The 14049-nt window shown below is 68.0% G+C and carries 9 protein-coding genes; 5 read left to right on the top strand and 4 right to left on the bottom strand.

The window, feature by feature from the left end; translation table 11 throughout:
• Positions 1-78: 78 nt before the first annotated feature.
• The gene (gene apbC, locus BC358_RS19100; protein WP_079367040.1) at positions 79-1170 is read left to right on the top strand and encodes an iron-sulfur cluster carrier protein ApbC; all 1092 of its coding nucleotides are present in this window, start codon (positions 79-81) and stop codon (positions 1168-1170) included.
• Positions 1171-1188: 18 nt separating this feature from the next.
• On the opposite strand, the gene BC358_RS19095 is transcribed toward apbC, so the two are convergent.
• From BC358_RS19095 to BC358_RS19085, 3 genes are all read right to left on the bottom strand, one after another.
• Positions 1189-2301 carry an ABC transporter substrate-binding protein gene (locus tag BC358_RS19095; protein WP_243721694.1) on the bottom strand — a complete coding sequence of 371 codons (1113 nt, stop codon included), beginning with the start codon at positions 2299-2301 and terminating at the stop codon, positions 1189-1191.
• A 149-nt stretch (positions 2302-2450) separates the two neighbouring features.
• Positions 2451-4031, bottom strand: coding sequence for a benzoate-CoA ligase family protein (locus tag BC358_RS19090; protein ID WP_079367039.1), 1581 nt, complete (start codon positions 4029-4031; stop codon positions 2451-2453).
• A gap of 33 nt (positions 4032-4064) precedes the next feature.
• Entirely contained in the window at positions 4065-5648 is a 1584-nt protein-coding gene (locus BC358_RS19085) for a 3,4-dehydroadipyl-CoA semialdehyde dehydrogenase (protein ID WP_079367038.1), read from the bottom strand.
• A 174-nt stretch (positions 5649-5822) separates the two neighbouring features.
• Between BC358_RS19085 and BC358_RS19080 the strand changes: the two genes are divergently transcribed.
• The 4 genes from BC358_RS19080 (at position 5823) to boxA (ending at position 11607) form a co-directional block, all read left to right on the top strand.
• Positions 5823-6749, top strand: a complete 927-nt coding sequence (locus tag BC358_RS19080) for a helix-turn-helix transcriptional regulator (protein ID WP_066149623.1) — start codon at positions 5823-5825, stop codon at positions 6747-6749.
• A gap of 137 nt (positions 6750-6886) precedes the next feature.
• Entirely contained in the window at positions 6887-8557 is a 1671-nt protein-coding gene (gene boxC, locus BC358_RS19075; RefSeq protein ID WP_079367037.1) for a 2,3-epoxybenzoyl-CoA dihydrolase, read from the top strand.
• 125 nt (positions 8558-8682) lie between these two features.
• Positions 8683-10110: a benzoyl-CoA 2,3-epoxidase subunit BoxB gene (boxB, locus tag BC358_RS19070; protein ID WP_079367036.1), complete on the top strand. Its 1428-nt coding sequence runs from the start codon at positions 8683-8685 to the stop codon at positions 10108-10110.
• Between the two features lie 207 nt (positions 10111-10317).
• On the top strand, positions 10318-11607 hold the full coding sequence (gene boxA, locus BC358_RS19065) for a benzoyl-CoA 2,3-epoxidase subunit BoxA (protein ID WP_079367035.1): 1290 nt from the start codon (positions 10318-10320) through the stop codon (positions 11605-11607).
• Here boxA and BC358_RS19060 read toward each other — a convergent pair.
• Positions 11601-14039 (bottom strand): DUF1631 family protein, encoded by a 2439-nt coding sequence (locus tag BC358_RS19060; protein WP_079367034.1) that lies wholly within the window; start codon positions 14037-14039, stop codon positions 11601-11603. The two genes, boxA and BC358_RS19060, sit on opposite strands and share 7 nt — an antisense overlap.
• Positions 14040-14049 lie beyond the last annotated feature (10 nt).

Below are 14049 nucleotides of genomic sequence, written 5' to 3'. Positions count from 1 at the left end.
TAGGCGGGGCATGCCGGGGCCGTTAGACTTCGGTGCGATTCTTCATAACCTCACCCCAGTACCCGGAGAGCCCGTTTCATGGCCGTCGACACCCAAGCGCTCCTTGCCGCCCTGCAGGCGGTGACTGATCCCAACACCGGCAAGGACTTCGTGTCCACCAAGGCCCTGAAGAACCTGCAGGCCGACGCCGGCGATGTGTCCTTCGACGTGGAGCTCGGTTACCCGGCCAAGAGCCAGATTCCGGCGCTGCGCCGCGGGCTGATCGAGGCCGCCAAGAGCGTGCCGGGCGTGGAAAACGTGTCGGTGAACCTCACAGTCAAGATCATCCCGCACGCGGTGCAGCGCGGCGTGCAGCTGCTGCCCAACGTGAAGAACATCATCGCCGTTGCCTCGGGCAAAGGTGGTGTGGGCAAGAGCACAACCACCGTCAACCTGGCGCTGGCGCTGGCCGCCGAGGGCGCCAAGGTCGGCATCCTGGACGCCGACATCTACGGCCCCAGCCAGCCCATGATGATGGGCATCGAAGGCCGTCCCGAGAGCACCGACGGCCAGACCATGGAGCCGCTGGAAAACTACGGCGTGCAGGTCATCTCCATCGGTTTCCTGGTGGACAAGGACGAGGCCATGATCTGGCGCGGCCCCATGGCCACGCAGGCGCTGGAGCAGCTGCTGCGCCAGACCAACTGGAAAGACCTGGACTACCTGATCGTCGACATGCCGCCGGGCACCGGCGACATCCAGCTCACGCTGTCGCAGCGCGTGCCGATGACCGGCGCGGTGATCGTGACCACGCCGCAGGACATTGCCCTGCTGGACGCGCGCAAGGGCATCAAGATGTTCGAGAAGGTGGGCGTGCCCATCCTGGGCATCGTCGAGAACATGGCGGTCTACTGCTGCCCCAACTGCGGCCACACCGAACACATCTTCGGCGCCGAAGGCGGCAAGAAGATGGCGGCCGAATACGGCATGGACTTCCTGGGCGAGCTGCCGCTGAACATGAGCATCCGCGTGCAGGCCGACAGCGGCCGGCCCACGGTGGTGGCCGATCCCGAGGGCGAGATCGCCGGCATCTACAAGACGGTGGCGCGCCAGGTGGCGATCAAGATTGCGGCCAAGGCCAAGGACTTCTCCAGCAAGTTCCCGACCATCAAGATCTCCAAGGACACCTGAGTCCGACAGGCGCCGGGCTCAGTACCGCAGCTGCCCCTGGCCATCGATGATGGCCAGTTCCACATAGTCCGAACCATTGTGGGACTTGGGCGAGTACTTGGCGGTGAAGCGGCCGAACGCAATTTCGCCGGCGCTTTCAAGGGTGCGGGTGAACGACGCGGTGCTCAGGTCCCGGCCGGTGCGCCGCAGGCCTTCCACCAGCAGCCGCGCGTGCACGAAGCCCTCGAACTGTGAGGCCGATGGTGCGGCATCGGGGCTCTTGTCCTTGAGCAGCTTCAGGTACTCCGCCACCACCGGAATGGTGGCGTTGCGCAGCGACGGCATGATCTGCGCCAGGATGATGCCGCGGGCCTTGTCCTTGAGCTCCCGGTTGATCACGTCCAGGCTGGCGACCGAATAGCCATAGAAGGTGGGGCGCGCCGCCGTGGTGCCGACCGCCTTGACGTACTGGGGGAAGGTCAGGCCGGCGGTACCCACGATCACCGCCTGCGGGTTGACCTGCGCGGTGGCCGCGGCAGCGGCGGCAAAGTCCGGTGCGGCCGGGTCGACCTTGATCTCGGCTGCCAGCGGCAGGTTCAGTGCAGCGGACGCCTTCTTGACCTCGCCCAGCAGCGTCTTGCCCAGGCCGTCGTCCTGGTAGAAGAAGGCCACGCGGGTCACGCCGATCTGCTTGAGCTGGGAAAAGATGCGCTCGGTTTCGTTGGCGTAGCTCGCGCGCACATGGAACAGGTGGGGGTTGACGCCCTCGCGCATCGACGACGCACCGGTCACCGGCCCGAACAGGATGGTGCCGGACTCCTTGAGCAGGGGCAGCACGGCGGCGGTCTGCGCGGTGCCGGAGCTGTTGAACAGCATGAACACCTTCTGTTCCCCGATCAGCTTGCGTGTGTTCTCCACCGCCCGCTTTGGATCGAAACCGTCGTCCAGGGTGGTGAAGCTGATCTTGCGGCCGTGCACGCCGCCCGCGGCGTTGACTGCGTCGAACATCAGGCGGGCGCCCTCGCCGTATTGCAGGGTCTGCGGCCCCAGCGGGCCGGAGAGCACCTGCGAGGCGCCCAGCCGTATTTCGGTCGGTGTGACACCCTCGTCTCCTGCGTGCGCCGCCACCGCCGCCATCATCCACGCACACATCCCCAGCCATTTTCGAACCATCTCGACCCCTGTGTCTGTCTCCGGAAACGAACGAGTTTCGTTATGAATTGAAACCAGATCAAGCGCGTGGCGCCCGGGTTTACCCGGGGCAGGTGTCTCTGGCCGGATGGGCGGTGTCTGTCAGCGAATCAGCGGTGAACAAACAGGCGCTGGTTCTCCAGTTCGCGCAGCTTGAAGCGCTGGATCTTGCCGGTGGCGGTCTTGGGCAGCTCGCTCACGAACTCGATGAAACGCGGGTACTTGTAGGGCGCGAGCTTCTCCTTCACGAAGGCCTGCAGTTCGGCCTCGGTGGCGTGGTGGCCGGGCTTGAGCACCACGAACGCCTTGGTCTTGGTCAGGCCCTCGTCGTCGTTCTTGCCGATCACGGCGGCTTCCAGCACGGCGTTGTGCTGCACCAGCGTGGCCTCGACCTCGAACGGGCTGACGTAGATGCCACTGACCTTGAGCATGTCGTCGTTGCGGCCGGCGTAGGTGTAGTAGCCGTCCGGATCGCGCACGTACTTGTCGCCGCTCTTGGTCCAGGGCCCCTGGAAGGTGTCGCGCGATTTGGCGCGGTTGTTCCAGTACATCAGCGCGGCGCTGGGCCCCTGTATATAGAGGTCGCCGATCTGGTTGTGGCTGGTGATGACGCTGCCGTCTTCGTCGCGCAGCTGCACCTCGTAGCCGGGCACGGCCTTGCCGGTGGTGCCGTAGCGCACGTCGCCAGGGCGGTTGGAGAGGAAGATGTGCAGCATCTCGGTGCTGCCGATGCCGTCGATGATTTCGCAGCCGAAGTGCGCGGTCCAGCGCTCGCCGATGTCGCGCGGCAGGGCCTCTCCGGCTGAAGAGCACAGGCGCAGCGAGACCGCGCTTCTGGGCGGCAGGTCGGGCGCGGCCAGCATGCCGCCGTAGCCGGTGGGGGCGCCGCAGAACACCGTGGGCCGGTGCTCGGTCATGCGCCTGAAGCAGGCCTGCGGCGTCGGACGCTCGGCCATCAGCACCACGCTGGCGCCGACCGACAGCGGGAACGACAGCGCGTTGCCCAGGCCGTAGGCGAAGAACAGCTTGGCGGCCGAGAACACCACATCGCTCTCCTGCAGGCGCAGCACCCCCTTGCCGTAGAGCTCGGCGGTCCAGTAGAGGTTGGCCTGGGTATGTACCGTGCCCTTGGGGGCGCCGGTGGAGCCGCTGGAGTAGAGCCAGAACGCGGGTTCGTCGCCGTGCGTGTCGGCGCCTTCACCGGGGGCGGCGGACGCGACCAGCGCCGCCCAATCGTGGGCACCCTCGGGCAGCGGCTCCTTGCTGCGCGAGACGATCAGCTGTTTCAGCTCGTGTTTGCCATCGGACATCGCGGTCTGCAGCGTCGGCAGCAGGGCCGCGGACACCAGGGCCGCCTGGGCGCGGCTGTCGGCCAGCATGTAGGCGTAGTCCTTGGCTGTGAGCAGGGTGTTCACGCAGACCGGCACCACGCCCGCGTGCAGCGCACCCAGAAAGCTCACCACCCAGTCGCTGCAGTCGTGCATCAGCAGCAGCACGCGGTCCTCGCGGCGCAGCCCCAGGGCGGTCAGCGCGGCCGAGCAGCGCTGCACCTGGTCGGCCAGCTGGCCGTAGCTCAGCTGGCCGGCGTCGTCGATCAGCGCGGTCTTGGCCGCGCGGCCGGCGTTGGTCTCGATCAGGTGGCGGGCGAAGTTGAAGCGGTCCGGTGGCGGCGCGGTGTCTTTCTGGCTCATGGCTTGTCTCCTGTCGTGCGTCTCTGGCGGACTTCAGTATTTGAGGGTGGTCGCTGTGGCGGCCAGGGCGTCGAGCGCTGCGCTGCTGGCCTGCACGGCCGTGCGGCGGTGGTAGAAGCCCAGCGCGCGCAGGCCGCCGAGTTCCTCGCCACCGCCCGCGCGGCCTGGGCCGCCGTGCAGGCTCATGGGCATCACGTTGCCGTGGCCGGTCTGGCTGGCGGCGACGTCGGGGCTGATGGCGTGCACGCGGCCGTGGCTGTCGGCCAGTTCGGCGGCGGCGCGGGCGATGAAGGCCGGGTCCTCGCTGTAGATGGAGGCGACCAGCGAGCCCTCGCCGCGGCGCACCAGATCCCAGGCCTCGTCTTCGTCCTCGTAGGCCATCAGGGTGGCGACCGGGCCGAACACCTCGACCTCGTGCAGCACCTTGGCCTGGCCCGGGTCGCGGTGGCCCAGCAGGGTGGGCGCGACGCAGGCCGAGGCCTCGGGGTCGGTATCGACCAGGGGCACTTCGCTGCCATCGAACAGCACCAGGGCCTCGTGGCAGAGCGCCTCGATGCCGTGCAGCACGCTGCGCTTCTGTTCCTGGCTCACCAGCGCGCCCATGCGCACCGTCTCGTTGCGCGGGTTGCCGACGGTGACCTTGGCCAGCTTGGCGGAAATGGCTTCGGCCGCGTCGTCGAAGAGTTCAAGCGGCACGAAGATGCGGCGGATCGCGGTGCACTTCTGGCCGCTCTTGACCGTCATCTCGCGCACCACCTCGCTCACCATCAGCTTGAAGGCCTCGCTGTCCACCGTCGCCGACGGGTCGAGCAGGGCGCTGTTGAGGCTGTCGGCCTCGATGTTGCAGCGCACCGAGCGCTGGGCCACCGCCGGGTGGCTGCGGATGATGCGCGCCGTCTCGGCCGAGCCGGTGAAGCTGATCACGTCGAAGGGCTGGAGCTGGTCCATCAGGTGGGCCGACGAGCCACAGATCACCGACAGCGCGCCTTCGGGCAGCACGCCGGCCTTGACCACGTCTTCCACCATGCGCTGGGTCAGCCAGGCGGTGGCGGTGGCGGGCTTGACGATCACCGGCACGCCCGAGAGCAGGGCGGGCGCGGCCTTTTCCCACAGGCCCCAGCTCGGGAAGTTGAAGGCGTTGATGAACAGCGCCACGCCGCGCGTGGGGTTGAGCACGTGCTGGGTCTGGAACACCGGGTCCTTGCCCATGCGGATGCGCTCGCCGTCGAGCAGGCACTTGGCGTCGCCCAGGGCCTCGCCCTGCTTGGCGTAGTAGCCCAGGGTGAAGATGCCGCCGTCGATGTCGACCGCCGAGTCCTTGGTGGTGGTGCCGGAGTTGCGGGTGGCGATGTCGTAGTAGGCGTCGCGGTTCGCCTGCAGCACCTTGACCACCTCGCCCAGCATCGCGGCGCGCTGGCCGTAGCTCAGGGCGCGCAGCGCGGCGCCGCCGTGCTCGCGGGCGAAGACAAAACCTTCGTGCAGGTTCAGGCCGGTGTTGTCGACGCGCACCAGGGACTCGCCGGTCACCGCGTCCCGCAGGGTGGTGCCGTGGCCGTGGCCGGTCTGCCAGCGGCCGGCAAAGTAGTTCGGAAGCAGGGGGGTGTCGGGTGTGGTCATGGTCGGAAGCTGCAGCGCTTTGCGTTTTTGCCGTGGTCGTGGCGGGGGTTTGACGGTATAACTGCACTATCTTGCGTCCGGTGCAGTATGCAGTAAAGTGCATGTTTGTGGGGGCGCCGCTGGCTGGGGTTTACCCGCAGCCGCCCCCGCCAACAGACGAAAGGCGCCCGCGCCATGAGCAGCACCGAGACCCTTGCCCCACCCGCCGCCGCGCCCTCCGACGAGGAAGAGCGCCACCCCTTTCTGGTGGCGCTGGGCGAGCGGGTGCGCAACCTGCGCTCGCGCAAGGGCATGACGCGCAAGGCGGTGGCGATTGCGGCCGATGTGTCCGAGCGGCACCTGGCCAACCTGGAATACGGCACGGGCAACGCCTCCATCCTGGTGCTGCTGCAGGTGGCGCAGGCGCTGCACTGCTCGCTGGCTGAATTGATTGGCGACGTGAGCACCTCCTCACCGGAATGGCTGCTGATCCGCGAGCTGCTGCAGGGCCGCAACGAGGCCGATTTGCGCCGCGCGCGGCTGCAGCTGGTGGAGCTGCTGGGCGCCAGCGGCGGGGTCGACACGCAGGGGCGGCTGGCGCGCGTGGCGCTGATCGGCCTGCGCGGCGCCGGCAAGTCCACGCTGGGCCAGCGCCTGGCCGACGACCTGGGTTTTCCGTTCATCGAACTGAGCCGCGAGATCGAGCAGTTCGCCGGCTGCAGCATCAGCGAGATCCACAACCTCTACGGCGCCAACGCCTACCGCCGCTACGAACGCCGTGCGCTCGAAGAAGCGATCCAGATCTACCCCGAGGTGGTGATCGCCACGCCCGGTGGTCTGGTGGCCGACTCGGCCAACTTCAACCTGCTGCTGCAGCACTGCACCACGGTCTGGCTGCAGGCGGACCCGTCCGACCACATGGGCCGGGTGGCGGCGCAGGGCGACATGCGACCCATGGCCGCCAGCCGCGAGGCCATGGAAGACCTCAAGCGCATCCTGGAAGGGCGTGCCGCGTTCTATTCCAAGGCCGACCTGGCCTTCAACACCAGCGCCCAGCCGCTGGAAGAAAGCTTTGCGAAGCTGCGGCGCGAGGTGCGCCAGCTGCTCAAGCTGCCAGCCTGACCCGGGCATTCGGGTAAATACGGGGATACATGCATTAAATTGCATTTGACTGCGCCAAGATACATGCACTATTATTCACATCCATCGGATTTCCAGTGCATCCCGACCGGCCACCGCCCAGAACCCAGGAGACCACCATGACCGCCACCGCCAGCGCCCCCCGCGTCGACTACCAGACCGACCCGTCCCGTTACCAGCACATCCGCCTGTCGTTCGACGGCGCCATCGCCACGCTGTCGCTGGCCATCAACGAAGACGCCGGTCTGCGCCCCGGCTACAAGCTCAAGCTCAACAGCTACGACCTGGGCGTGGATATCGAGCTGCACGACGCGCTGCAGCGCATCCGCTTCGAGCACCCTGAAGTGAAGTCGGTGGTGGTCACCAGCCTGAAGGACCGCGTGTTCTGCTCCGGCGCCAACATCTTCATGCTCGGCCTCTCCAGCCACGGCTGGAAGGTCAACTTCTGCAAGTTCACCAACGAAACCCGCAACGGCATCGAAGACAGCAGCCAGCACAGCGGGCTGAAGTTCGTCGCCGCGCTCAACGGCGCCTGCGCCGGCGGCGGCTACGAGCTGGCCCTGGCCTGCGACGAGATCGTGCTGGTGGACGACCGCAGCAGCTCGGTCAGCCTGCCCGAGGTGCCGCTGCTGGGCGTGCTGCCCGGCACCGGCGGCCTGACCCGCGTGACCGACAAGCGCCATGTGCGCCACGACCTCGCCGACATCTTCTGCACCAGCGTCGAAGGTGTGCGCGGCCAGAAGGCGGTGGACTGGCGCCTGGTCGACGCCATCGCCAAGCCCGCCGTGTTCCAGCAGGCCGTGCGCGAGCGCGCCGAAAAACTGGCCGCCAGCAGCCACCGCGGTGCGGCCGGCGCCAAGCCCGTCGCGCTGACCCCGCTGAACCGGACCATCGACGCCGACCGCCTGGCCTACACGAACGTGACGGTCGAGATCGACCGCAGCAAGCGCACCGCCACCTTCACCGTCAAGGCACCGCAGGGCGCGCAGCCGACCGACATCGCCGGCATCGAGGCCCTGGGCGCGAACTGGTATGCGCTGCAGATGGTGCGCGAGCTGGACGACGCCATCCTGCACATGCGCACCAACGAGCTGGACATCGGCACCTGGCTGCTCAAGACAGAAGGCGACAGCGCCGCGGTGCTGGCCAATGACGCGCTGATGCTGGCGAACAAGGACCACTGGTTCGTCAACGAAACCATCGGTCACCTGCGCCGGACCTTCGCCCGCCTGGACGTGTCCTCGCGCAGCCTGTTCGCCCTGCTGGAGCCGGGCTCGTGCTTCGCCGGCACGCTGGCCGAGCTGGCCTTCTGCGCCGACCGCGCCTACATGCTGGTGCTGCCCGACGAGCCGCAGCGGCAGCCGGTGCTGACCCTGGGCGAGATGAACTTCGGCTACCTGCCGATGGTCAACGACCAGAGCCGCCTGCAGCGCCGCTTCTATGAAGAGGCCGGCCCGATGGAAGCCGCGCGCGGCGCCATCGGTCAGGCACTCGACGGTGACGCCGCCCTGAAGCTGGGCCTGGTGACCGCCGCGCCCGACGACATTGACTGGGCCGACGAGATCCGCCTCGCGCTGGAAGAGCGCGCCGCCATGTCGCCCGACGCACTGACCGGCCTGGAAGCCAACCTGCGTTTCGCCCAGAAGGAAAACATGGCCACCCGCATCTTCGGCCGCCTCACCGCCTGGCAGAACTGGATCTTCCAGCGCCCCAACGCCGTCGGCGAAAAGGGTGCGCTCAAGGTCTACGGCAAGGGCGACAAGGCCCAGTTCGATTTCAACAGAGTTTGACGCCCCCCGCGCCGCGCTGCGCGCGTCACCCCCCAGGGGGCGGCGCGAGTGGCCCGGCAAAGCCGGTACCACCGCACCCCTCGATTTGAAGCATCTTCACTCCACCACCACTTCAGGAGACCAGCATGTCCGGTATCAACTACAGCGAGAAGATCCCCAACAACGTCAACCTCAGCGAAGACCGCACGCTGCAGCGCGCGCTGGAACACTGGCAGCCCAACTACCTGCAGTGGTGGCAGGACATGGGCCCGGACGGTTCGCAGAACTTCGACGTCTACCTGCGCACGGCCGTCAGCGTGGACCCGCAGGGCTGGGCCCAGTTCGGCCATGTGAAGATGCCCGACTACCGCTGGGGCATCTTCCTCAACCCCGCCGAGCAGGACCGCAAGATTCACTTCGGTGACCACATGGGCGAAGCGGCCTGGCAGGACGTGCCCGGCGAACACCGCGCCAACCTGCGCCGCATCATCGTCACCCAGGGCGACACCGAGCCGGCTTCGGTCGAGCAGCAGCGCCACCTGGGCCTGACCGCCCCCAGCCAGTACGACCTGCGCAACCTGTTCCAGGTCAACGTGGAAGAAGGCCGCCACCTGTGGGCCATGGTCTACCTGCTGCACAAGTACTTCGGCAAGGACGGCCGCGAAGAAGCCGAAGCCCTGCTGGAGCGCAACAGCGGCAACGCCGACAACCCGCGCATCCTGCAGGCCTTCAACGAGAAGACGCCCGACTGGCTGAGCTTCTTCATGTTCACCTACTTCACCGACCGCGACGGCAAGTTCCAGCTGTGCGCGCTGGCCGAGTCGAGCTTCGACCCGCTGGCCCGCACCACCAAGTTCATGCTGACCGAGGAAGCGCACCACATGTTCGTGGGCGAGTCCGGCGTGGGCCGCGTCATCAGCCGCACCTGCGCGGCCATGAACGAGCTCAAGACGGACGACGTGGGCAAGCTGCGCGCCGCCGGCGTGATCGACCTGCCGACCATCCAGCGCTACATCAACTTCCACTTCTCGGTCACCATCGACCTGTTCGGCGCCGACCAGTCGTCCAACGCCGCCACCTTCTACAGCTCCGGCCTCAAGGGCCGCTACGAAGAAGGCAAGCGCACCGACGACCACGTGCTCAAGGGCAACACCTACAAGATCCTGTCGGTGGAAGAGGGCAAGCTGGTCGAGAAGGAGGTGCCGATGCTCAACGCGCTCAACGAGGTGCTGCGCGACGACTACATCAAGGACTCGGTGGGCGGCGTCGAGCGCTGGAACCGCATCATCGAAAAGGCCGGCATCGACTTCCGCCTGAAGGTGCCGCACAAGGCCTTCCACCGCAACATCGGCAGCCTGGCCGGCGTCAAGGTCAGCCCGGACGGCCGCGTGGTGACCGACCACGAATGGAACCAGCGCGTGGAAGAGTGGCTGCCCTCGGACACCGACCGCGCCTACGTCGGTTCGCTGATGGGCCGCGTGGTTGAGCCGGGCAAGTTCGCCAACTGGATCGCGCCGCCGGTCATGGGCATCAACCGCCAGCCGGTGGACTTTGAATACGTGAGATTCAACTGACCCTTGCCAGGCCCTCCGGGCTTTCACGCACGCGAGCCCGCGAGCGTGGGCCCGGGTGGCTGGCGCAGTGAGGTAAGAGGAGGAGCCGGCCGCAGGCCGGCGGGGGACACGAACGGAGTCAGCCACCCGGGTTCACGCGGTGCCACCACGAAGTCAACACCAGCAACACAATAGAGCACCACAAGAGCACAGCAACGGAGACCCAAGATGAACGCCCCCCTGGAAGCCGCCGTCATCAAGCAGCACCTGATCGACCCCGAGATCTGCATCCGCTGCAACACCTGCGAATCGATCTGCCCGGTCGGTGCCATCACCCACGACTCGCGCAACTACGTCGTCGACGTCAGCAAGTGCAACTGGTGCAACGACTGCATCTCGCCGTGCCCCACCGGCTCCATCGACAACTACCGCCGCGTGGTGCGCGCCAGGGCCTACTCCATCGAGGAGCAGCTCGGCTGGGACGTGCTGCCCGCCGAGATCCCGGCCGCGGACCTCGCCGCGGCGGCGGCCGATGCCGGTGAAACTGCGCCCGCCGCGGTGGCCGAACTCGAGCCGGCCCCCGCGGCCGACCCGAGCGGCCAGACCGCCTTCAACTCCGCCCAGTACGGCGCCACCATCCCGCCCTGGAGCGCGGCCCACGCCTACACCAACCTCTATGGCCCCAAGGCCGCGCAGAGGACCGTCACCGCCACGGTGACAGGTAACCTGCGCGTGACCGCCGTCGGCAAGGACTACGACACCCACCACATCGTGCTGGACTTCGGCGCCATGCCCTTCCCCGTGCTCGAAGGCCAGAGCATTGGCATCGTGCCGCCCGGGGTGGACGCCAGCGGCAAGCCGCACCACGCGCGCCAGTACAGCATCGCCAGCCCTCGCAACGGCGAGCGGCCCGGCCACAACAACCTGTCGCTGACCATCAAGCGCGTGCTGGAAGACCACTCGGGCCAGCCGGTGCGCGGGGTGGCCAGCAACTACATGTGCGACCTCCAGGTGGGCGACCAGGTGCAGGTGATCGGGCCCTTCGGCACCAGCTTCCTGATGCCCAACCACCCCAGGTCCAGCATCGTCATGATCTGCACCGGTACCGGCTCCGCCCCCATGCGCGCCATGACGGAATGGCGCCGCCGGCTGCGCGCCAGCGGCAAGTTCGAGGGCGGCAAGCTGATGCTGTTCTTCGGTGCCCGCACGCAGGAAGAGCTGCCGTACTTCGGGCCGCTGCAGAGCCTGCCCAAGGACTTCATCGACAGCAACTTCGCGTTCAGCCGCACGCCGGGCCAGCCCAAGCGCTATGTGCAGGACGCGATGCGCGAGCGCGCCGCCGACCTGGCGCAGCTGCTGCAGGACCCGAACGCCTGCTTCTACGTGTGCGGCCTCAAGGCCATGGAGGAGGGCGTGGTGCTGGCGCTGCGCGACATCGCCACCGGCGCTGGCCTGAACTGGGACGAGGTCGGCGCCGCGCTCAAGCGCGAAGGCCGCCTGCACCTGGAAACCTACTGAGCCTCGGTGGCCGCTTCGGCGGTCACGACCTGGCTCAGCGCCCGCGCCATCACCGGGCGGGTTTCGACCAGGCGCAGCCAGCGCTTGGCCATCAGCTTCTCGCAGCTGCGGCGCGTCATGGTGTGGGTGCGACCGCCCAGGCTGTTGAACATGAACAGGCTGGCCTTCTGGCTGCTCCAGACCAGATGCGCCCGCAGCCACTCGCCGCCAGAGTACAGGTCCACCCAGGTGCCGGTCGTCATGCGCGCGAGCAGCATCGCCGGTTCGACCGCGTCCGTGTTCACATCCGCATCGGTTGTGACTGCGATCTCCGCGAACGCCTCCACCACCTCCGCCGCTTCCGAGGCCTCGCTGCTGGTGAGCGGCATGGTTTCACTGAACCCGGCGCTGGCGAGTTCGCGCGCGCCGATCCAGGGCTGTTCGCGCGGGGTGGGTTTCTGCTGCTCGGGCGAGGCGGGTGCCAGCAGGGTGGCCAGCGCCTGCTGCTCCGACTCGCTGACCTCGGGTGTGAGCGCCGTGGCATGGCCGTCCACCCGGGCGCGGGCGCGCCGCAGCCGCAGCACGGGCTCATGCAGCTTGAGCAGGGCGTCGAAGAAGGTCCGGGTTTCGTCGGGTGACTGGCCCAGGCTCTCCAGCCCCTGGCGCAGGGTCATCAGCATGCCGGGCACGATCTGGAACAGCTGGCTGGGCTGGCGCAGGGTCACCTGGCTGCGTGTGCTCCACAGCAGGTGGCCGATGACCTTGCGGTAGCCAAACGGGTCCGGCCCCTTGCCGGGGTGCTGCAGCTCGGCCGAGGCGATCACCAGCGACCACGAGCCGTACAGGAAGTCGAGCACGATGGCGGGTGCGTCGTAGAGGTCGGGCCGGTGGCTGATTTCCCAGGCGATCTGGTCCGCCAGCTCCTGGCGCCGCTCGGCGAAGTTCAGTGCCTGCAGCTGCCGCTGGCGGCGCTGCTCCTGCGCCTCGTCGTCGCCCGCCCACTGCGCCTTGAGCTCGTCCAGGGCGGAGGCGAAAGGGCCGGCCTCCACCGACCCGCTGTCGTTGAGCGAACGGACCTGGGCGCGCACCGGTTCGAAAAAGGCTTCGAAGCCGGGTGAGAACTCGTCGTTGTAGCGGAAGCTGCGCTGGGCCACCGCCTCGATCCACAGGCGCGCGGGGTGGTCGCCGCGGCTGAAGTAGCGCGGCTCGGCCATGGCCAGGCGCAGCAGCGCTGGCTCCAGCGCCACCACCGCCTCGCGCACCGGCGCCAGCAGCAGCGGATCGCCCGAGACCTGGTTGACCAGCTTGCGCACCACGTCCAGACCAACCGCCTGCGACACCTTGTCGGCCTGGTGCTTGAGCTCCAGCAGGACGCGGGTGCGTTCGTGCGGCGCGGCGTAGTCGCCCCACTGGTCCGCATCCAGCGGCGAGGCCACGTCGACCGGTCGCGCCGGGCGTTCCACCGCGGGCAGGTCGCGGTAGCGTGTGCGCTCCTGCTCCAGTTCTTCGGGCGCGGGCTGGGGCAGCCGGGCCAGCAGGTCGACGTGGTGCAGTTCCTGGCGCACCTGCTCGAAATACGCGTTGTCCAGCGGGTGATCGAACACCGCCTGTTCGCCGGCCATGAAGGCCTGCAGTACCTCGTGCTGCAGCGGCGTCTGGGTGCGCGCCAGGTCCTTCATGCGCAGCGACATCGGCGGTGCGGGGGTGTCCAGTCCCTCCCGGGAAGGGGCCAGCCCGGCCCGCTCGGAGGGCGAGCCTTCCTCCAGCCAGCCCCGCGTGGACAGGTGCGTCGCGCTCTGGGGCGAACCGTCGGCCACCAGGCGGATGCGGTAACCCGCCTCCTGCACCCGCGCCTGCTGCAGCATCAGGGCCACCTGTCCGTAGAGCTGGCTCAACTCCTTCGCCAGCGGGGCGACGATCTTCTGCATCCACAGGCTGCGCAACTGCGGGTCGGACTCGCGCTCGGCCATCAGGTCGCGCAGTGTGCGCACGAACACCGAGGGCCGCAGCGGGTTTTTCTCGGCGTGCACGGTGTCCAGGCCGATGAGCGAGCTCATGCGGGCGTCCACCATCGACAGCGACTGTTCGACCACCGGCAGCAGCGCCTGCAGCATGCGGGCCGCCTCCAGCGACTCGTTGACCGAGTCGTCGTCCACCAGCGCCAGCAGGGACGAGTCGGACATGCGCCCCATCGACGAGGTGGGCCCGTCGTGGTCACCACGCTGGAAGGCCTGCTGCAGGCGCAGCGGGAACTGGGCGGTCAATGGGTTGCGCTGGCGTTCCAGGCTGAACCAGGCGCGGGCCAGCAGGGACCGCTGCGCCACCTCGCGGCTCTGGTTTTCCGCGTCCTGAAGCGCCGCCACCGTCGCGTTCAGGCTGCGGCCCAGCAAGGCTGGGGCTTCCCTGAGCACCCGGTCAAAGCATTGATCGAGCAACGACGGGGCTGAAGACATGGCAAGGCGG

The organism is Hydrogenophaga sp. H7 (assembly GCF_002025745.1).
GTDB lineage: Bacteria > Pseudomonadota > Gammaproteobacteria > Burkholderiales > Burkholderiaceae_C > Hydrogenophaga > Hydrogenophaga pseudoflava.
This window is presented reverse-complemented; position numbering and strand designations above follow the sequence as displayed.